The organism is Micromonospora sp. NPDC048871 (genome assembly GCF_043198155.1).
GTDB lineage: Bacteria > Actinomycetota > Actinomycetes > Mycobacteriales > Micromonosporaceae > Micromonospora.
This window is the reverse complement of sequence record NZ_JBICUM010000002.1, coordinates 866,541-886,062: the sequence shown is the minus strand read 5'-3', so window position 1 is coordinate 886,062 and position 19,522 is coordinate 866,541. Positions and strand designations below refer to the sequence as shown.

Genomic DNA, 19,522 nt, shown 5'->3' with positions numbered 1-19,522 from the left:
GATGGAGTTGGCGGCGGATGGTCACCCGCCGGGCGTTCATGCTGCCCGCCGGATCATCCCCGGGGGTCCCGCCGATGCTAACCAGACCGGTGGTTCCCGGTAAGTTGCGACCCATGACCGACGTGACCACCGACGCCGTCGAGACCCGGCTGCGTCGTACCCCGCTGGCCGAGCGGCACACCGCCCTGGGCGCCAAGTTCGCCCCCTTCGGTGGCTGGGAGATGCCCCTGGAGTACGCCGGCGGCGGGGTGCTGCGGGAACACACCGCGGTACGGACCGAGGTCGGCGTGTTCGACGTGTCGCACCTGGGCAAGGTGCGGGTGACCGGCCCGGGGGCGGTGGAGTTCGTCAACTCCTGCCTCAGCAACGACCTGAACCGGATCGAGGCGGGCCGGGCGCAGTACACCCTCTGCTGCGACGAGGCCACCGGCGGGGTGGTGGACGACATCATCGCCTACCGGTACGCCGACGACCACGTCTTCCTGATCCCGAACGCCGCGAACACCGCCGAGGTGGTACGCCGACTGCGCGCCGCCGCCCCGCCGCAGATCACGATCGCCGACGAGCACGAGGCGTACGCCATCCTGGCGGTCCAGGGGCCCCGCTCCGCGGAGCTGCTGGAGGCCCTGGGCCTGCCCACCGGGCACGAGTACATGAGCTTCTCCCCGGCGACCCTGGACGGGGTCGAGCTGACGGTGTGCCGGACCGGCTACACCGGCGAGCGTGGCTACGAGCTGGTCATCCCGGCCGCCGACGCGGTAGCGGTCTGGGACGCCCTGTTCGCCGCCGAGCCGGCACCCCAGGCCTGCGGGCTGGCCGCCCGGGACACCCTGCGTACCGAGATGGGGTACCCCCTGCACGGGCAGGACCTGTCCTTGGAGATCACCCCGGTGCAGGCCCGCACCGGCTGGGCGGTGGGCTGGGACAAGCCGGCCTTCTGGGGCCGCGAGGCCCTGCTAGCGGAGAAGGCCGCCGGTCCCGGGCGTACGCTGCGCGGCCTGACCATCGCCGGTCGGGGCATTCCCCGCCCCGGCATGGCCGTCTTCCACGGCGACACCCAGGTAGGCACGGTCACCAGCGGCACCTTCAGCCCCACGAACAAGCAGGGCATCGCCCTGGCCCTGATCGACACCGCCCCGGCCCTCCCCGACGGCGCCGAACTCCAGGTGGACATCCGGGGCCGCCGCACCCCCGCCCACCTGACCCGCCCTCCCTTCACCCACCCCTCCGTCAAATAACCCCGTCAGGGGGTGGGTTTCTCGCCGGCGTCCAGGACGGCCTGGGTCCAGCCGCCTTCGATGACGCCGGTGGAGTCGAGCAGGGCCCAGTCGACGATGTCGGTGGCTTCGATCACCACCGGGGAACCGATGCGTACGGTGGGGTCGGTGTTGGCGTCGCTGGCGCTGGCGCCGACCACCCGCTCCGGGGTGTCCCAGGAGGTCACCCCGGCCCAGACGTACTCGGGACCGTCCTCGCCGGGCAGCCCGTACTTGACCACCAGTTGGGTCTCCGGTGGCAGCTGGCCGGCGCGGAAGCGGGCCCGGATGTCGCCCAGGCCGGCGCGGGCGGTGGCGATCGCCCGGCTCATCGCGTCTCCGGAGCGGGCGTACCGCACATCGGGCTGGATGCCGGCGAAGAGGGTGGCGCAGGCGGCGGCGAAGTAGCGCCCGTCCGGGCCGGGGTGCCCGGCCGGTGGGCGCAGGCTGAGGAACGAGTCGGCCTCCGGATCCGTGGCCGGGTCCAGTTCCAGCCGCAGCAGCACCGGCGCGGTCGCCCCGTGCTGTTCCGGATTGCCGTACGCCACCGCGATGTCATGCCCGGTCACCGTGGCCAGTACGGGTAGCTGCACGAAGGCGGGTACCTCCTCGCCGCTGAGCCCGTCGGTCCAGTCGCGCAGCAGTCGGCGGGCGGCTCCGGTCATCACCGCGCCCCAGGCCCGGGTCAGATGGTCCGGTACCCCCTGGGTCTGCAACTCCAGCAGACCGAAGCGGCGCAGCCCCTTGGTGGTGAACCACAGCCCCTCGGCGTCGGAGGAGTAGGGCACCAGCACCCAGTCGACCAGGCGGACCCGGCCCCGCTCGTCCGGCAACGACCGCAGCGCCGCCACCGGGTCCAGGAACTGCAACCCGAACACGTCGACCACGTCGCCGTCGACCGCCTCGGCGATCGCCGCGGCCACCGCCCGGGCCGCCCACTCGTGGGCCGGGGGCCACCCCGGTCGGTACTCGGCCTGCACCACCACCAGATGGGTGGCCGCGGCCAGCCGATCCAGCTGGGCCTGGCTGGCGCCGAAGGCGGTGAGCAGGTCCGGCGGCAGCTCCGGAAACTCGCTGATCGGGCGTACGTCGACACTCATCAGTGGACTGTCCAGCATCTGCTTGGCCAGCCCGTGCACCGGTTCGGCCAGCCGACCGGCCAGACCCCGTACCGCCGTGCGGGCGCTCACCGCCGGCAGCCCGGTCGTCGGCACCAGGTAGGTGGCGTTCAGCGACTCGGGGACCGGTACGGGCAGGAAGTCGTCGGTGATGAGCATGAGGTTCCCCTGCCAGGCGTGCCGGTGCTGTCGTGGGGAAACGCTACCCGCCACCGGTGGTCCGGCTCAGCCGGACAGCACCAGTCCCAGGTAGACCAGCGTGGTGACCAGTTCGACCTCGGCGCCGAGCACGTCGCCGGTGATCCCGCCGAGTCGGCGTACCACATGTCGCAGCACCGCTACCGCGACGGCGAGGGCGGTGAGCACGGCCAGCGGCCCCTGCCAGGGACGGTCCGGCACCGCGGCCACCGCCAGCAGGGTGACCCCGGCGATGCCGGCGGCCAGGGCTACCGGGCCGACCGTGCCGGCCACCAGCGCGCCTAGACCTTCCGGGCGGGCGGCCGGAACCCCCCGTCGACAGGCGACCGTCACGCCCAGGCGACCGGCTGCGGTGGCGGTGACGATCGCCGCGAGCACGGCCGGAGCCTCGCCACCGGCCAACTCGGCCAGCGCCGCCGCCTGCACCAGCAGGACGAGCACCAGCGCGACCACCCCGAAGGGGCCGACGTCCGGCTTCTTCATGATCTCCAGGGCGGCCGGTCCCCGCCGGTACGACCCCAGGGCGTCCACCGTGTCGGCCAGCCCGTCCAGGTGCAGGCCCCGGGTGAGCAGGGCGCTGACCGCCACGGCCACCCCGGCGGCGACAAGGGGTGCGGTGAGCGCGCCGAGCAGCAGCAGAATCCCGGCGACCGGCAGTCCCAGCAGGGCGCCGACGGCCGGGGCTAGGGTCATCGCCGTACCCGCCGTGCGCCGGTCGACGCTGCCGGCGCGCACGGGTGCCACCGTGAGGGTGGTCAGGGCCAGCCGGACCCCGTCGCCGAGCAGCCGCAGGTCAGCCGGCACGCGAGCCGGAGTGGTCCGCCGAGGCGGCTGAGGTGCTGGTCGGCCCGGGCCCTTCCGGCTCCGGCTCCCGGAAGTCAGGCTCCTGAGAGTCAGGCTCCTGGGAGTCAGGCTCGGGGGAGTCAAGCTCCTGGGAGTCGGGCTCGGGGGAGTCGGGCTCTACCGATTCGGTCGGGACCTCGGCGGCCGGGTCCGGGCGGGCCGGTAGCGCGGCGGCCAGCGTCAGCGCCGAGCGCAGCATCGGCAGTACGGTCAGCGCGTTCGCGCCCTCACCGAGGTCCAGCTTCAGCTCCGCCAGCGGGGTCAGGCCGAGCACGTCGGCTGCTAGCCGGATGCCGGGCTGCCCGCCGTGGTCGGCCAACAGGCACCAGTGCCGGGCCTGGCCGGCGAGATCCCGGCTGACCAGCCCGGCGGCCATGCCGACCGGCCCGTCCAGCAGCACCGGAGTGCGGCGGGCGGTGGCGCCCAGCAGGATCCCGGTGGCCACGGCGATGTCGCCACCGCCGACCTGGGCCAGCACCTCCTTGGCCTCCCGGGCGGTGCCCCGGCAGCGCTGCAGGGCGTCCCGGATCGCCGCGCACCGGGCCATCCAGGCCACATCGTCGTACTCCCCGCGGTTGATCACCCGGGCCAGCACGGCGGGCGCCTCCGCCCCGGCGGTCGCCGCCAGGACGGCAGCCGCTGCGGCCTCGGTGCCGGCGCCGCACGCCGCCAGCACCAGCAGTTGTACGCCGGCGTCGACGGCCTCCTCGGCCAGCCGCCAGCCGTAGCGCAGCGCGGACTCGACCTGCTCGGCGGTCAGGGCCGGCCCGTCTTCGATCGGTGCGGCCGTCGGGGCCTCGATCACCTGGAGCGCCGCTCCACTCTCGGCGGCCAGCCGGGCGAGCACCCCCTGACCGGAACGGGCCTGCTCGGCGCGGCGAGCCGAATCACCGGACCGGGTACCGGCCGCCGAACCGCCCTCGTGGTCACCGTGCACCAGCAGCACCCGTACGGACTCCCAGGGTTGCGGGGTCGAAGTGCCCTGGGTGGTGGCGGCGAAGGCGACCACCTGCTCCAGCACGCCGAACCCACGGCCCGGCAGGTCCAGACCGGCCAGCCGCTCCAGGGCCTGCGGCCCGGCGTCCAGGTCGGGCATGGGCAGTTCCATCCCGGGCCCGATCTCCGGTCCATCGGCCGCCACCGGCAGCGACCCTCCGGGGATGATCGCCACAGCGGGCGCTGCGGGCCGTGCCTGCGGCGTCGTCACCGCCGGGGAGGCCGGCACACTGACATCGCCGACCGGCCCGGTCTGGGCGGGCACTCCCGCACCGGCCGGGTCGGCGGCGGGCACGGTGGCGGGCGGCTTGAGCTGGCACGGCTGGCCGGCGACCACCAGCAGCACGGTGTCGCAGACCTCCGCCACGGCCCGGTTGACCAGCCCCAGCGCATCCGTGAAGGCCCGGCCCAGCGGGGTCGTCGGCACCAGACTGAGCCCGACCTCAGGGCTGACCAGCACCAGTCGCGCCGCACACTCCCGGATGGCGGCGACCAGTTCCTCGATCGTGGTGGTGTCGTCGGCCGGCTGGTGGGCGGGGTCCAGCAGGACGGTCACCCAGCCACCCAGGTCGTCGACGAGCAGGGTCTCGTCCGCCCGGGCGGTGGCGATCACGTCGGCCAGCCGACGCGGGTCGCTCGCGGTCTCCTCGGTGCTCCAGCTTGCCGGTCGGCGGTCGCGGTGCGCGGCCAGCCGGGCCGCCCACTCCGCGCCGTCGTCACCGGCTGCGGTGGCCACGTACCGCACCGTGGCCGCGTCGGCCACCAGGGATTCGGCGTACTGCGACTTGCCGGAGCGGATGCCGCCCAGCACCAGGACCCGGTTCCACCCGTCGAGGGACATGCTCGTACCTTACGACCAGCCGACCGCCTCGGTCGTCGCAGGTGCACCGCGCGGCCCCGGGCCCCTCACCGCCCGTCCGGGGGCCGGTAGTAGTAGTCGTTCGGGTTGACGTCGGCGGGTTTGGTGTCCTCCTGCCAGGCGCCCTCACCGGGCCGCGCGACCAGGGCGTCGATCAGTTCCTCCCGGTCCATGTCCCGGGCGCCCTCGATGCCGCCACGTACCGCGATGTCGCGTAGCTCCGCCGTGTCCATCTCCGGGATCGGCCTCGTCATCACCCCTCCTGTCCAGGTTCGGATGCTCAGCGACTTACCCGGCGGTGAGCAGGCGAATCGTCGGGGACCGGCATCCCCGGGTCCGGGTCCGGGGCCGCCTGCCGCCCACCGGTCGAAGGGCCGAGGCATCCACGGCCGACTACGCTGGCAAGGTCCGTCCGGGACATAGCGGTGAGGGGAGACGCGCAAATGGCGTGGAGCTGGCGGTACGAGGGCGCGAACGGCGAGACGGTCGAGGGGCCCGCCGAGTCGTTCAGCAGCCAGGCGGACGCCGAGTCCTGGATCGGTCAGACCTGGCGCGAACTCGCGGCCTCCGGGGTCACCTCGGTCACCCTTCTCGAGGACGACCGGGTGGAGTACCGGATGAGCCTGCTGCCCACGGCGCAGTGATGGCGGCCCGGGACGGCGAACCGCTGGTCCTGGGGGTGCCGCGGGCCGCCTTCCGGCCGTCCCCGATCTTCCTGGCTCTGGTCGCGCTGCTGATCGCCTGCGGGGTGTCGGCCTGGCACGGCATCGGCAACGTCCGGCTCGCCGTCTTCGGGTTCGTGGTCACCGGCTGGGTGGTCTCGCTCTGCCTGCACGAGTACGCGCACGCGGTGGTGGCGTACCGGTTCGGCGACCGGGGGGTGGCCCATCGCGGCTACCTGACCCTGAACCCGCTGAAATACAGCCACCCCCTGCTGTCGATCGCCCTGCCGGTGGTGGTGGTACTGCTCGGCGGCATCGGCCTGCCGGGGGGTGCGGTCTGGGTGGATCGGCACGTCATCGCGGGGCGGCTGCGCCACACCCTGGTCAGCCTCGCCGGCCCGGCCACCAATGTGGTGTTCGCCCTGGTGCTGGTGGCGGTGCTGCGGATCGGTGCGCCCGGGGGTGGTCCGGTGGAGTTCTGGGCGGCCGTGGCCCTGCTCGGCTTCCTTCAGCTCACCGCCAGCGTGCTCAACCTGCTGCCGGTGCCCGGTCTGGACGGCGGCAACATGATCCAGCCCTGGCTGAACCCGCAGTGGCGGCGGATGTACGACCTGTTCGCCCCGTACGGCTTCATCCTGCTCTTCGCCCTGCTGTGGAACCCGCAGATCGGCGGCTGGTTCTTCTCCGCGGTCTTCGCGATCGCCGACTTCCTCGGCCTGCCACCGTGGCTCTACGCCACCGGCCTGGACCTGGTCCGCTTCTGGAGTTGACCCGACCGGGCCGGTCGACCGGACAGGTCGACCGGCCCGGCATCGGTCAGGGCCGCTCGGCCGGCGACTCGGTACGGGCCGGGTCGCGTTCGGTGATGGGGTCGACGATCTCGTCGATCGCCTTGAGCAGGTCGGCGTCGAGCTTGACCCCGGCCGCCTTGACGTTGTCGTGCACCTGCTCCGGGCGGGTCGCGCCGACGATCGCCGAGGAGACGTTCGGGTTCTGCAACACCCAGGCGATGGCCAGCTGGGCCATGCTCAGCCCGGCCTGGTCGGCCAGCGGGCGCAGCTGCTGCACCCGGGTCAGCACGTCGTCGGTCAGCCACCTGGCGATGAAGTTCGCCCCGGACTTCTCGTCCGTGGCCCGGGAGCCGGCGGGCGGCGGCTGACCGGGCAGGTACTTGCCGGAGAGCGCCCCCTGGGCCATCGGCGACCAGACGATCTGCCCGACCCCCAGCTCCGCACTGGTGGGGACGACCTCGCTCTCGATGACCCGCCAGAGCATCGAGTACTGCGGCTGGTTGGAGACCAGCGGGATGCGCAGTTCACGGGCCAGTGCGTGGGCCTCGCGGATCTGCGAGGCCTTCCACTCGGAGACCCCGATGTAGTGGGCCTTGCCGGAGTGCACGACGTCGGCGAAAGCCTCCATCGTCTCCTCCAGCGGGGTGTGGTAGTCGTACCGGTGGGCCTGGTAGAGGTCCACATAGTCGGTGCGCAACCGCCGCAGCGAACCGTTGATCGACTCCATGATGTGCTTGCGGGACAGGCCCCGGTCGTTGCGGCCCGGACCGGTCGGCCAGTACACCTTGGTGAAGATCTCCAGACCTTCACGCCGTTGGCCCTCCAGGGCCCGACCGAGCACGTCCTCGGCCCGGGTGCCGGCGTAGACGTCCGCGGTGTCGAAGGTGGTGATGCCGGCGTCCAGGGCGGCTCGGACGCAGGCGAAGGCGGCGTCCTCCTCGACCTGTGAGCCATGGGTGATCCAGTTGCCGTACGAGATCTCACTGACCATCAGGCCGGAACGGCCCAGGTGTCGGAATTCCATTCCCTGAGCCTAATGCGCCCCGACCCAGGTCCGCCGGGTCGACCACCTCGCCAGGGCTCGCCGGGTGGCGAACGCCTCCCCGGGTCAGAGCAGGGGAGTCGTGTCGGTGAGCAGCGCCTCGATCTCGGCGATGACATCGTTCGGGTTGCCGAAAACCGGGTCGATCAGCGGCCCGCCCCGCCGGTCCAGGGCACCCCACCGGCCGATCCCGTTGGTGGCCAGGAAGGCGACCGGGTGGATGAGCAGCGCCGGGTGGGCGGGGGTGACGATCACCTGGCCGGTCCGGTCCACCACACCCTTGCGCCCGGCCAGGTCGACCACGGCCAGGCCCTCATCGGTGAAGCCGTCGACGTACCGGCCGTCCGCGAGCAGGGTGTGGAAACCGTGGTACCGGGTCGGCACCACGATCTGGCCGGTCAGGTCGACCGCCCCCCAGCCCTCGCGGCGGACGGCCGCCACCCCCTTGCGGAAGGGCCGCACGTCCGCGAAACCAGGGGGTACGACCACCTCGCCGGTGGTGTCCACGGCCAGCCAACCGCTGTTGTCCCGTACCACCCAGGCCAGGCCGTCGGAGAACGGCCGGGCAGCCAGGTAGGTCGGCTCGACCACCACCTCCCCGGTCAGGTCGATCAACGACCAGTGCTCCGACTCCGGTCCACGCACCCAGGCCAGGCCCTCGGAGAAGGGCTGGGCCTCGGCGTACCGGGCCGGCACGACCAGGTCACCGGCGCCGTCCGCGTACCCCCACAGACCCTGATCGCCGTCGCGGGCCGGCACCGGACCGCGCTCCCGGTCCAACACCTCGTCGGCACTACGGGGGTACGGCCCGAAGCCCCGTAGGGCGGCTCGGGTCGCCACCGCGTCCAGTCCGATCCGGACCCGGGCGAGCAGTTCGGCGTCCCCCTCCCCGCGCAGGTCGAGAGCCCGCTCGAAGTGGTGACAGGCCTCCATCAACCGGCCCTGGTCGTAGCAGCACCGCGCGGCGTGTTCGTGCAGGGCGGCCCGCAACCGGTCCGGCAGCTCTACCGAGTTAGCCTCCGCGAACAGCCGGTCGGCCTCGGCGAACTCGCCCCGCCAGCGCAGCACGTGCGCCAACCGGGCCTGGGCCAGCGCCACCCGACGCAACTCCCCGGTCGCCTCGGCGTAGGTCAGGGCCAGCCGACCGTCGTCCAGCGCATCGTCGAGGTCACCGAGCACCCGGGAGGCCACTGCCCGCAAACTCAGCAGCCGGGCGCGGGAGCGGTTGTCCAGGGCCGAGGCGAGCTTGTCGGTCAACCGGTCCCGTACCGTCCGCAGCTCCTGCGGGTCCTCCACGACCTCGCGCAGCTGCTCCGGGTCCAACTGCCAGCGGTACCCGGCCAGCACCTGCTCCGGGTCAGCCGGCGGCTCCGGCTCCTCGTCAACCGTCGACTCGGTCGCATCGTCGGCCGCTGATGCCTCGGCCACCAGGGCGTCGTCGTCCGGCGGTACGACGTCGGCTGGTGCTGCTTCGGCCGCCGAGGCGATGTCGGCAGCTGGTACATCCTCGGCCGATGGTGCGTCCTCAGCCGGTGGTGCGTCCTCAGCCGGTGGTGCGTCCTCAGCCGGTGGTGCGTCCTCGGCCGGTGGTGCGTCCTCGGTCGCTGGCACGTCGTCGGCTGGCGGTATCACCTCGGCGGGAGGTGCGTCGATCGCTGATGCTGCCTCGGTGGCCGGTGCTGACGGGATCGGCGCTGCGGGCGCTGCGGGTGGTGCGGAGACCGGTGCGGTCGCGGCCGGTGTGACGGATTGCGGTGTGGCGGTGGCCGGCGGTCCGGAGACCGGTGCCATGGGGGGTGACGGCTGCTCCCGGGTGGCAGGCGGAGTGGAATCCAGGGTCGCGGGCAGAGTGGGATCGGGAGTCGCGGGCGGGATGGTCGCCGGTGTTACCGCCGTCGGCAGACCCGCCGCCGACGTGGAGGTGGCCGCAACCGACGGTGCGGAAGGCGGTGCCGATGCGGGTAGCGGTGGGATCAGGGGCGCGGAAGCCGAGGCGGGCGGTGCGGAGACCGGCGTGGTCGCGGGCGACGCCGACACCGGCGGAGTGGCCGGTGGTGCGGACAGTGATGGCGCTGGCGGCGCGGACACCGGTGGGGAGGCAGGTGGTGCGGACACCGGCCGGGTGGCCGGTGGTGCGGAGACCGGCGTGGTGGCGGGTGGCGCGGACACCGGCGTGGTGGCCGGTGGCCCGGACACCGGCGGAACAGGCTGTGTCGGGCGGCCTGGTAGGTCCGTGCTCTCCGGGGCGACGGCAGGGCTGGGCGCGGGCGAGCCGAACCATGCCTGAAAACCCTCCGGCGGCGAGTTGACCCCTGCGGAGGCGGCCGTCTCCGCCGCTGGCGGGACATACCGGCCGGGCGGCGGGGTGACCGGCGGCCCGGAGACCGGGGTGGACCCAGGAGGGTCGTCGGTCGGGGCAGCCACGGGCGCGTCGAGGTGTTCGAATCGCGAGCCACCCAGCGGCCAGTGGCTAGGCGGCGCGGAGACCGGCCGCTGGGTGGATGGCGCGGAGACCGGTCGGTAAGTGGGTGGTGGGGTGGCCGGGGGTGCTGAGGCGACCGTCGGGGTGGGGACCGGGGGCGGGGTGGCCGCCATCGGCTGGTCGTGCAGGGGTGCGGGCCGGACCTGGTGGTCATGCAGCGGCGCCGGGCGTACCTCGTGCTGGTGCAGCGGTGCGGGCCGTACGGTCTCCCCCGGCGCGGCCCGGTCGGACCCGGAGGCGACGGGCCGCTCCTGGCTCGGCCGGGATGGCTGGTGCTGGTCGGGGCGCGGGAAGCCGGGGCGCTGCGAACTCGGGCCGGGGGTGCCCGGCCAGTCGGGTGCCGGGGCCGAGGGCCGGTCGGGGTGCGGGCGGAAGCTGTCGGGCCGGTCCTGGCCCGGGGCGGGGGAGACCGGACGGGCCCGCCCGGCGGCGGGGGAGACGGGGTGCTCGGGGGCCGGGGAGACCGGGCGGGCGGTCCGCTCGGGGGCGGGGGAGACGGGCTGTTCCGGCACCACGGACAGGTGCCGGCGGGACGGGTGGTCGGCGGCGGGGGAGACGGGGTGGTCGGCGTCCGGTCGCTGCGCGGCCGGGCGGTCCATGAACCGGTCCGGTCCGGGCCGCTCGGGGATGCGCCGGTCGTCGCGTCCGGGTTGGTCGCCGGGGCCCGGGGCCACCGGGCGCTGGTACTCCCGGTGGCCTCGACCGGTGCCGGGGCGCATCGGGCCGGGCTCCGGCCAGGGCAGGTCCCGGCGTGGCGGTTCAGGGTGCCGCTGCGGGTCCCGGGAAATCGGCTCGGTGCGGGACCGCTCCGGTGCGCGGGTCCACTCGTCGCGCGGCCCTCGGACCGGCTCGTCGTCGAGGTAGCCGTCCGGGTAGGGGGCGGCCTCCGGGTCACCGACACCGAACTGCTCCCGGTAACCCTCCACGCGGGGCTCGTCCTCGTGGCCGGGGTGGCCGGGATGGCTGCTCCACTGGTAGCGGGGGCGTCGTGCGGGGTCGCCTGACCGGCGGTCGACCTCCTCGGCCGGCCGGTACGCGGCGGGACGCTGGCCTTCCTGACCCGGCTCGGGCACCCAGCCGCGCTCCGGCGGTCCGGCCGGCGACACGGGCGCGCCACGCCGGTACTGATCCCGATCCGGCGGCTCGGGCCGAGCCGGCCGTCGGGGGTACCGGTCGGGGTCCTGGTCGCGCCACTGTGGTTCGTGCTGCGGATACCGGTCCGGCTCTCGCCGGTCGGCCTGGCGCCGGTCGGGTTCGGGTTCACCTCGGGAGTACCGGTCGGGGCCGCGTCGCTCGTGCGAGGTGAAGCCGCCCCGATCCCGGCGGTCGTGGCGCGAGGGGTATCCCTCGGGCTGGGCGTACCGGTCGGGAGTGCGGTGGGTCGGCGCTCCGGTGCCACCGGTCGCCTGCGGACCCATGTCGGACCAGGTGACCCCGTCGCGGCCGCGTACCGGCTCGGCCGGTGCCGACCGTCGCTCCTCCGGTCGCCCCGGGTGCGGGAAACGGTCGTACGCGGGTGGGCTGTTGCCCCCGTCGGGACGGCGGTGACCGGCGGCCTCCTGCCGACCCGGCCAGCCCTCGGGCTCGTCCTCCCAGGACCGACCCACATAGGTACCGTCCGGTCTGGTCGGTGCCAGGGGTGGCACCTCGGCCCGCCCGATCGCGCTCGCCCGGCCCCTGGGCCGTGGCTGGTGATGGTCCGCGCCGTCGTCGCCCGGGTAGCGCTGGCCCGGGAACTGTGGCTGCCATTCGGTCGTCGGCTCGACCATCCAGGACGGCTCGGGGGGATCACCCCACCGGTCGTAGCCGCGACTCATCCGCCGAACCTGTCGTACCGGCCAGGACCTGGTCGGCGGGTCGGGTGACACTCGGCCACGGCCGGGCCCGGCTGCTCGGCGGCGGCCACGCGACGCCGGCGGGTCGGCGTCCGCTCACTCACGGCCGCGCCCCGATGGTCGGCTCGCGTCCGCTCGCTCACGGCGAATGTCACCTCGTCGGAAATGGTCGCTGGGCACCTGCCCGGAGTCGGCCAAACTTGCTCGTCCCGGCACCGAATGGCTGCGGATGGAGGGTAGCGGCGCGAGCTTGGTCAACGCCACTGTGGCGCTCGCGCCGGCCCCAAACGTTATCCAGTGGATCCGGGCATGTGGGTGCCTTCGGTCAGATCGGACCTAACAGGATGAGCCAGGCGGGCCCAGGCTCAGGGATGTTCCATGATCAGTACGACGAAGGTGCCCGGTTCGAGAGCCTCATAGCGGTGCGGGGTGTCCCCGGGAAAGGTGGCGTAGTCGCCCGGGCCGAGTTCCACCTGCTCGTGCTCCGGGCCGCAGAGCAGTCGGCCGGCCCCCACCACCAGGTGTTCCACCGTGCGTGGGGTGTGTGGCTCGGCGCTGCGGACCCGCCCCGGCTCCAGTTCGAGGAGGTAGACGTCCCGGCGGGCGTGGGCCGCACCGGCGGTCAGCAGGGTGGCGGTGAAGTCCGCGTGCTCGGAGTGGACCCGGGGGCCGTCACCGGCCCGGATCACCCGTACGGCGTTCGCCGGTGGCTCGACCAGGCGGCTGAAGGGTATGTCGAGCGCCACACCCAGGGCCCACAGGGTCTCCACGCTCGGGTTGCCCAGCCCGGCCTCGAGTTGCGACAGGGTCGACTTGGCGATCCCGGCCCGGCGGGCCAGTTCGGTCAACGAGATGCCGACCCGCTGCCGTTCCTGGCGGAGAGCAGCGGCGATGGTGGCCAGCGGGGGCGAAGGATCCGCGGACATTGTTCGCTCCGTCGGTCAAGTTGTTCTATTTGACGAACATGAGGGGCGTGTTCATCATGATGGACTATGCGTACGCCAGAGCGAACAGCGGGGGCCGGGATGCTCCGCGACATCGCGGCCATCGGGGCGGCGATGGTCGCCGTCGGCGCCTCGTTCGGGGCGGTGGCCGTGGCCGCGGGACTGCCGGTCTGGGCGGTCATCGCCATGTCCGTGCTGGTCTACGCCGGTGGTGCGCAGTTCATGGCGGTCGGGCTGGCGGCTGCCGGCAACCCGGTGGCCGCCGTACTGGCCGGGTTGCTGCTCAACGCCCGACACCTGCCCTTCGGGCTGGCCCTCGGCGACACCCTGGGCCGCCGACTGTGGCAACGGCTGCTCGGCAGTCACCTGATGACCGACGAGGCGACCGCCTTCACCCTCGCCCGCCCGGCCGGTGAACTGCGGCGCAAGGCGTTCTGGCTGGCCGGCATCCTGCTCTTCGTGGCCTGGAACGCCGGTACGGTGCTCGGCGCCCTGGCCGGTGGGGCGGCCGGAGACCCCGCCGCCCTCGGACTGGACGCCGCCTTCCCGGCAGGGCTGATCGCCCTGCTGCTGCCCGCCCTGCGGGACCGGGACACCCGACGGGCGGCCGTGGGCGGGGCGGCCCTGGCGGTACTGACCACGCCGGTGCTGCCGGCCGGGCTGCCGGTCCTGCTGGCGCTGGCCGGCCCGGCGCTGCTGGCCGCGCACCGACTTCGGCGGCCTACGGCCACTCCGGAGGTCGTCGAGGAGTCCCCGGTCTCGCCCGAGCCGGTGCCGGCCGGTCGGAAGGAGTCGTCGTGCTGATCGCGGTGATCGTGGCGCTGGCCGTCGGGACGTACACCTTCCGGGTCGCCGGGGTGCTGCTGCGGGACCGGCTGGACCTGCCCACCTGGGCCCGGCAACTGCTGCCGGTCGCCGCGGCGACCCTGCTGGCGGCCCTGGCCGCGACCGCGACCCTGACCGAGTCCGGTGCCTTCTCCGGCTGGGCCCGGCCGACCGGGGTGCTGGTGGGCGTGCTGCTGGCCTGGCGGCGGGCGCCGTTCGTGCTCGTGGTGATCGCCGCGGCGGCCACCACCGCCCTGCTGCGCCTGCTCGGGGTGCCCTGAGGCGCAGCCCGGGCCGGTGGTTCCAGACCGGTCGGTGATTCTAGACCGGTCGGTGATTCTAGACCGGGTCGCCGATGGAGACCCGGGGCTCCGGGGTACGCAGCTTGCGGAAGGTGATCGCCCGCATGATCGCGTAGAGGTACAGCGACCCCATCCGCTGGGTGGACTGCGGGTAGCGGGTCCGGACCAGCTTCTTGATCTTGCGCGAGATGAAGACCGAGTCGATCACTACACCGAGGGCCAGAGCACCCCACAGCAGGTTGGCGGCCAACCGGATGCCCGGGGGCATCGCCTGGTTGGACCCGATCAGCACGATCAGCGCGCCACCGAAGAACCAGGTGCCGACGGTACGCCGGGAGTCGACCACGTTGCGGGCCAGCAGCCGCTCCGGGCCCCGGTCACGGGGGCCACCCTCACGCCGGAACTCCGCTGACGCCTCGGCCCGCCGCTGCCGCCGCAGGGCCTTGGCCTCCTCCTTGCTCAGCGGCTTGGTCGTACCCGGTGGGCGACGGCCACTGCTGGGGCGCTTCGGCGTCTCACGCCCCTTGCTGGGGGTGTAGTTGCGCGGACGACCGGCCTCGGACTCCTCTTCCTCGGCCGGGGTCAGCGGCTCGGAGGCGGGGTCGACGAGGTCGGCGGACTTACGACGAAACAGCGACGGCACGCGGCAAGGGTAGCCAACGCGCCGTGGTCGCCGCACATCGCGGGTGCGACGGCCACGGGCGTGGTGTGGCAGGGATTACGGCCGCTCGACGTGGGCGCCGAGGTCGGCCAGCTTGGCCTCGAAGTCCTCGTAGCCCCGGTTGATCAGGTCGACGCCGTACACCCGGGAGGTGCCCTCGGCGGCCAACGCCGCGATCAGGTGGCTGAAGCCGGCCCGCAGGTCCGGGATGACCAGGTCGGCCGCGTGCAGCTTGCTCGGCCCGGCGATCACCGCGGAGTGCTTGAAGTTGCGCCGGCCGAAGCGGCACGGGGTGCCGCCCAGGCAGTCCCGGTAGACCTGGATGTTGGCGCCCATCGAGTTGAGCGCCTCGGTGTAGCCCAGCCGTTGCTCGTAGACCGTCTCGTGCACGATCGACAGGCCCCGGGCCTGGGTCAGCGCCACCACCAGCGGCTGCTGCCAGTCGGTCATGAACCCCGGGTGCACGTCCGTCTCCAGCGCGGTGGCCTGGAGTTCGCCGCCGGGGTGCCAGAAGCGGATGCCGCCCTCCTGGCCCGGCTGCCCCGGGCGCGGCGGGCGGGTGTCGGTGACCTCGTACTCGCCGCCGATCGAGCGGAACACGTTCAGGAAGGTCATCATGTCGGCCTGCTCGGCGCCGAGCACCTCCACGTGACCACGGGTGGCCAGCGCCGCCGCCGCCCAGCTCGCCGCCTCGATCCGGTCCGGGATCGGCCGGTGGGTGTAACCGTGCAGCTTCGGTACGCCCTGGATCTCGATCACCCGGTCGGTGTGCACCTTGATGATCGCGCCCATCTTCTGCAGCACGCAGATCAGGTCGATGATCTCCGGCTCCACGGCGGCGTTGCGCAGCTCGGTGACCCCCTCGGCCATCACCGCGGTGAGCAGCACCTGCTCGGTGGCGCCCACACTCGGGTACGGCAGGGCGAACTTGGTGCCGTGCAGGCCGTTCGGCGCGGACAGGTGCAGCCCTTCCGGGGTCTTCTCGACCGTCGCGCCGAACTCGCGCAGCGCCTGAAGGTGAAAGTCGATCGGTCGCGGCCCGATGTGGCAGCCGCCCAGGTCCGGAATGAAGGCGTGGCCGAGGCGGTGCAGCAGCGGCCCGCAGAACAGGATCGGGATCCGGCTGGACCCGGCGTGCACGTTGATCTGGTCGGTGCTGGCGCTTTCCACGTTCGCCGGATCGAAGACCAGCTCGCCGTCCTCGACCCCGTCGCTGACCTTGACGCCGTGCAGCCCGAGCAGGCCCCGGACCACCTCCACATCACGGATCTTCGGCACGTCGAACAGCCGGCTGGGGCTGTCGCCGAGCAGGGCGGCGACCATCGCCTTGGAGACCAGGTTCTTCGCGCCGCGCACGCGGATCCGCCCCTGCAGGGGGGTGCCTCCGTGTACGACCAGGACGTCGTCGGTCAACGCAACCTCCAGCGCGTGCGTGCTGTCGTTTCGATGTGGGAACACCACGGGTCGCTACCCGGGCAACGGTCGCGCTCAAACTCACGCGGCACGTTTCTCGTCGCCCGGCAGCATAGCCCTCCGTGATGAGAATGGATCCCGTCACACCACATACGAGGGTATTTATCGGCGATCCGGCACTTTGGCGTACCAGGGTTGTTACTGAGGGTGATGGTGGTTCCGGGTCAGGCGCCGGGCAGGGCGAGCATCTGATCCAGGGCTGTACGGGCGTGGTGTGCGGTGTCGGGGTCGACCGTGATCTGGTTGACCACCCGGCCGGCGACCAGCTCCTCCAGCGCCCAGACCAGGTGCGGAAGATCGATGCGGTTCATCGTCGAGCAGTAGCAGACCGCCCGGTCCAGGAACATGATCTGCTTGTCCGGGTGGGCCAGGGCGAGCCGGCGTACCAGATTCAGTTCGGTGCCGATCGCCCACGCGGAACCGGCCGGCGCGGCCTCGACGGTCCGGATGATGTACTCGGTCGAACCGACCAGATCGGCGGCGTTGACCACCTCGTGCCGGCACTCCGGGTGCACCAGCACGTTGACCCCGGGGACCCGTTCCCGGACGTCGTTGACGCTCTCCAGGGTGAACCGCCCGTGCACCGAGCAGTGCCCTCGCCACAGGATCATGCGGGCGTCGCGGAGCTGCTCGGGGGTGAGCCCGCCGCCCGGCTTGTGCGGGTCGTAGAGCACACAGTCGTCCAGGGTGAAGCCCATCTCCAGTACGGCGGTGTTGCGGCCCAGGTGCTGGTCGGGCAGGAAGAGGACCTTCTCACCCTGCTGGTAGGCCCACTCCAGGGCCCGCTTGGCGTTCGACGAGGTGCAGACCACCCCGCCGTTGCGGCCGACGAAGCCCTTGATGTCGGCCGAGGAGTTCATGTAGGTCACCGGCACGGTCTGGGCCGCGATACCCAGGTCGGTCAGCACCTCCCAGGCGCTCTCGACCTGGGGCAGCGCCGCCATGTCCGCCATCGAGCAGCCGGCCGCCAGATCCGGCAGGACGACCCGCTGGGTGTCCGAGGTGAGGATGTCGGCGCTCTCGGCCATGAAGTGCACACCGCAGAAGACGATGTACTCCGCGTCCGGCCGGGCGGCGGCCTCGCGGGCCAGCTTGAACGAGTCGCCGGTCACATCGGCGAACTGGATCACCTCGTCGCGCTGGTAGTGGTGGCCCAGCACGAAGACCTTGTCGCCCAGGGCTGCCTTGGCCGCCCGGGCCCGCTCCACCAGGTCGGGGTCACTAGGTGCCGGAAGATCACCCGGACACTCCACGCCACGCTCGGTGGCGGGGTCGGCGCCGCGGCCCAGCAGCAGCAACGCGGTGGCGGTGTTCGAGGGCTCAACCCAGGTCGACGTCACGCCACCCATGGTCCCACAGCGGGACACGCGCGCAGCCCGCGCCGCTGTGGGCTGCCACACTGCCAGACATGCGCGTACTGCTCTGCCCGGACAAGTTCGCCGGCACCCTGCCCGCACCCCAGGTGGCCGCCGCCGTGGCCGACGGTTGGCGGCAGGTGGCCCCCGACGACGACCTGCTGGTCAGGCCGCTGGCCGACGGCGGCCCCGGCTTCCTCGACGTGCTCGCCGAGGCGCTGCCCGGGCGGCGGGTCCCGGTGGACACCCTCGACCCCCTGGGCCGTCCGACCGCCGGTGAGATCCTGCTCACCGACGAGGGCGCGACCGCCTGGCTGGAGAGCGCCCAGGCGTGCGGGCTGCACCTGCTGGACCCGACCGAACGCGACCCGAAGACGACCACCTCGTACGGGCTGGGGCTGCTGATCACCGCCGCGGTCGAGGCCGGGGCCCGCACGGTCGTGGTCGGGCTGGGCGGCTCGGGAACCAACGACGGGGGCGCGGGGATGCTCGCCGCGCTGGGGGCGGTGGCCCTGGACGACACCGGGGCCGCCCTGCCGTACGGGGGTGCCGCGCTGGCGGCGGTGGCCGCCCTCGACGGCACCCCCCGACTGCGCGAGGTACGCCTGATCGCCGCCACCGATGTCGACAACCCGCTGCTCGGCCTGCACGGGGCCAGCAACGTCTTCGGGCCGCAGAAGGGCGCAGACCGGGCCGACGTGCTGCTGCTCGACGCCGCGCTGCAACGCTGGGCCGAGGTGCTCCAGCAGCACCTGCCCGGCTGCCCCAGCGGATTGGGTGCGCTGCCCGGCGGGGGAGCGGCCGGGGGTATCGGGGCCGCCCTGCTGGCCCTCGGGGGCCGGTGCGAGTCCGGGATCGGGCTGGTCAGTCGGGCCGTCGACCTGAATGTCGCCCTCGACGAGGTGGATCTGGTCATCACCGGGGAAGGCAAGTTCGACCACCAGTCGCTGCGCGGCAAGGTGGTCGCCGGTGTCGCCGGTGCCGCCCGGGACCGGGGCGTACCGTGTGTCGTGCTCGCCGGTCAGGTGAGCACCGGGCGCCGGGAGGCGGCCTCGGTCGGGGTGACCGAGGCGTACAGCCTGGTGGAACACTTCGGCGGCGAGGAGCGCGGCGGCCTGGCCGCGGCGCTGGACCGCCCGGGGGAGGGGCTGCGGGCCCTGGGTGCCCGGTTGGCCCGCCAATGGAGCCGCTGACGGGTTCGGCACCGCTGCGGCTGGTCACGCCACCGGGTGGGCGGACCGCGAGCGGCCTACAATCGGAAACTGGACCACTGTGGGAATCGCTGACCGGCGACTGATGTTGGCCAGGGGAAGACCACACCTAACGCGCGCAGGGAGAATTCCACGTGACCACGCCAGCGCAGACCGAGTCGACCGAGGCCCAGGCCCCCACGTCCGTCGTCCTCACCGACGTCGCGGCGCAGAAGGTCAAGGCCCTGATCGAGCAGGAGGGCCGCGACGACCTGCGGCTCCGGGTCGCCGTGCAGCCGGGCGGCTGCTCCGGCCTGCGATACCAACTCTTCTTCGACGAGCGCTCCCTCGACGGTGACGTCGTCACCGACTACGACGGTGTAGAGGTCGTCGTCGACCGGATGAGCGCTCCCTACCTGGCCGGCGCCACGATCGACTTCGCCGACCGGATCGACGCCCAGGGCTTCACCATCGACAACCCCAACGCGGGCAACTCCTGCGCCTGCGGTGACTCCTTCAGCTGAGTCGATTTCACGACTGAGGGGGACGGTCCATCGGGCCGTCCCCCTCAGTCGTTCCTGGTCCCGGCGCAGGGCCGATGGCGAGGCTCCCGAGGATCTTGACCAGGGCCGGAGTCCGGGTCCGACGGAGTGGTCGGTCGGGGGCCGGAGGGCGATAGGCTGTCCGGGC

17 protein-coding genes are annotated in these 19,522 nt (G+C 73.1%); 7 read left to right on the top strand and 10 right to left on the bottom strand.

Annotated features, from left to right (window positions below; translation table 11 throughout):
- The first annotated feature begins 113 nt into the window (after positions 1-113).
- On the top strand, positions 114-1,238 hold the full coding sequence (gcvT, locus tag ACGFIK_RS08545; protein ID WP_393338436.1) for a glycine cleavage system aminomethyltransferase GcvT: 1,125 nt from the start codon (positions 114-116) through the stop codon (positions 1,236-1,238).
- Positions 1,239-1,243: 5 nt separating this feature from the next.
- Here the strand turns inward: gcvT and ACGFIK_RS08540 are convergent, their stop codons facing one another.
- The 4 genes from ACGFIK_RS08540 to ACGFIK_RS08525 form a co-directional block, all read right to left on the bottom strand.
- On the bottom strand, positions 1,244-2,533 hold the full coding sequence (locus ACGFIK_RS08540; RefSeq protein WP_393338434.1) for a DUF2314 domain-containing protein: 1,290 nt from the start codon (positions 2,531-2,533) through the stop codon (positions 1,244-1,246).
- A 66-nt stretch (positions 2,534-2,599) separates the two neighbouring features.
- Positions 2,600-3,376, bottom strand: coding sequence for an adenosylcobinamide-GDP ribazoletransferase (locus ACGFIK_RS08535; protein ID WP_393338432.1), 777 nt, complete (start codon positions 3,374-3,376; stop codon positions 2,600-2,602).
- Positions 3,366-5,252: a bifunctional adenosylcobinamide kinase/adenosylcobinamide-phosphate guanylyltransferase gene (gene cobU / locus ACGFIK_RS08530; protein WP_327024745.1), complete on the bottom strand. Its 1,887-nt coding sequence runs from the start codon at positions 5,250-5,252 to the stop codon at positions 3,366-3,368. Before cobU ends, ACGFIK_RS08535 begins: the two co-directional genes overlap by 11 nt.
- 65 nt (positions 5,253-5,317) lie before the next feature.
- On the bottom strand, positions 5,318-5,524 hold the full coding sequence (locus ACGFIK_RS08525) for a hypothetical protein (RefSeq protein ID WP_327024746.1): 207 nt from the start codon (positions 5,522-5,524) through the stop codon (positions 5,318-5,320).
- Positions 5,525-5,713: 189 nt separating this feature from the next.
- Here ACGFIK_RS08525 and ACGFIK_RS08520 point away from each other — a divergent pair, with 189 nt between their 5' ends.
- Together ACGFIK_RS08520 and ACGFIK_RS08515 are read left to right on the top strand one after the other, a co-directional pair.
- Positions 5,714-5,914 (top strand): hypothetical protein, encoded by a 201-nt coding sequence (locus tag ACGFIK_RS08520; protein ID WP_327024747.1) that lies wholly within the window; start codon positions 5,714-5,716, stop codon positions 5,912-5,914.
- Positions 5,914-6,702, top strand: a complete 789-nt coding sequence (locus ACGFIK_RS08515; protein ID WP_327024748.1) for a site-2 protease family protein — start codon at positions 5,914-5,916, stop codon at positions 6,700-6,702. The genes ACGFIK_RS08520 and ACGFIK_RS08515 overlap by 1 nt, the downstream gene beginning before the upstream one ends.
- Before the next feature lie 46 nt (positions 6,703-6,748).
- Here the strand turns inward: ACGFIK_RS08515 and ACGFIK_RS08510 are convergent, their stop codons facing one another.
- From ACGFIK_RS08510 to ACGFIK_RS08500, 3 genes are all read right to left on the bottom strand, one after another.
- A complete protein-coding gene (locus tag ACGFIK_RS08510) occupies positions 6,749-7,747 on the bottom strand; it encodes an aldo/keto reductase family protein (RefSeq protein ID WP_327024749.1) in 999 nt (332 codons plus the stop codon).
- Positions 7,748-7,831: 84 nt separating this feature from the next.
- Positions 7,832-12,064 (bottom strand): WG repeat-containing protein, encoded by a 4,233-nt coding sequence (locus ACGFIK_RS08505; protein WP_327024751.1) that lies wholly within the window; start codon positions 12,062-12,064, stop codon positions 7,832-7,834.
- A gap of 383 nt (positions 12,065-12,447) precedes the next feature.
- Positions 12,448-13,008, bottom strand: a complete 561-nt coding sequence (locus tag ACGFIK_RS08500; protein WP_327024752.1) for a helix-turn-helix domain-containing protein — start codon at positions 13,006-13,008, stop codon at positions 12,448-12,450.
- Positions 13,009-13,074: 66 nt separating this feature from the next.
- On the opposite strand from ACGFIK_RS08500, the gene ACGFIK_RS08495 reads away from it, so the two are divergent.
- Entirely contained in the window at positions 13,075-13,830 is a 756-nt protein-coding gene (locus tag ACGFIK_RS08495) for an AzlC family ABC transporter permease (protein ID WP_327024753.1), read from the top strand.
- Entirely contained in the window at positions 13,824-14,132 is a 309-nt protein-coding gene (locus tag ACGFIK_RS08490) for an AzlD domain-containing protein (protein ID WP_327024754.1), read from the top strand. The genes ACGFIK_RS08495 and ACGFIK_RS08490 overlap by 7 nt, the downstream gene beginning before the upstream one ends.
- 58 nt (positions 14,133-14,190) lie before the next feature.
- Here ACGFIK_RS08490 and ACGFIK_RS08485 read toward each other — a convergent pair whose 3' ends face one another.
- From ACGFIK_RS08485 to nadA, 3 genes are all read right to left on the bottom strand, one after another.
- Positions 14,191-14,796: a DUF3043 domain-containing protein gene (locus ACGFIK_RS08485; RefSeq protein WP_327024755.1), complete on the bottom strand. Its 606-nt coding sequence runs from the start codon at positions 14,794-14,796 to the stop codon at positions 14,191-14,193.
- Positions 14,797-14,871: 75 nt separating this feature from the next.
- Complete coding sequence (gene murA, locus ACGFIK_RS08480) at positions 14,872-16,227, bottom strand: UDP-N-acetylglucosamine 1-carboxyvinyltransferase (protein WP_013735182.1); 1,356 nt, start codon at positions 16,225-16,227, stop codon at positions 14,872-14,874.
- A gap of 224 nt (positions 16,228-16,451) precedes the next feature.
- Positions 16,452-17,627: a quinolinate synthase NadA gene (gene nadA, locus ACGFIK_RS08475; RefSeq protein WP_327024756.1), complete on the bottom strand. Its 1,176-nt coding sequence runs from the start codon at positions 17,625-17,627 to the stop codon at positions 16,452-16,454.
- A gap of 68 nt (positions 17,628-17,695) precedes the next feature.
- Between nadA and ACGFIK_RS08470 the strand changes: the two genes are divergently transcribed.
- Both ACGFIK_RS08470 and erpA read left to right on the top strand, forming a co-directional pair.
- The gene (locus ACGFIK_RS08470; RefSeq protein WP_327024757.1) at positions 17,696-18,835 is read left to right on the top strand and encodes a glycerate kinase; all 1,140 of its coding nucleotides are present in this window, start codon (positions 17,696-17,698) and stop codon (positions 18,833-18,835) included.
- Between the two features lie 152 nt (positions 18,836-18,987).
- A complete protein-coding gene (erpA, locus tag ACGFIK_RS08465) occupies positions 18,988-19,356 on the top strand; it encodes an iron-sulfur cluster insertion protein ErpA (protein WP_327024758.1) in 369 nt (122 codons plus the stop codon).
- Positions 19,357-19,522: the final 166 nt, after the last annotated feature.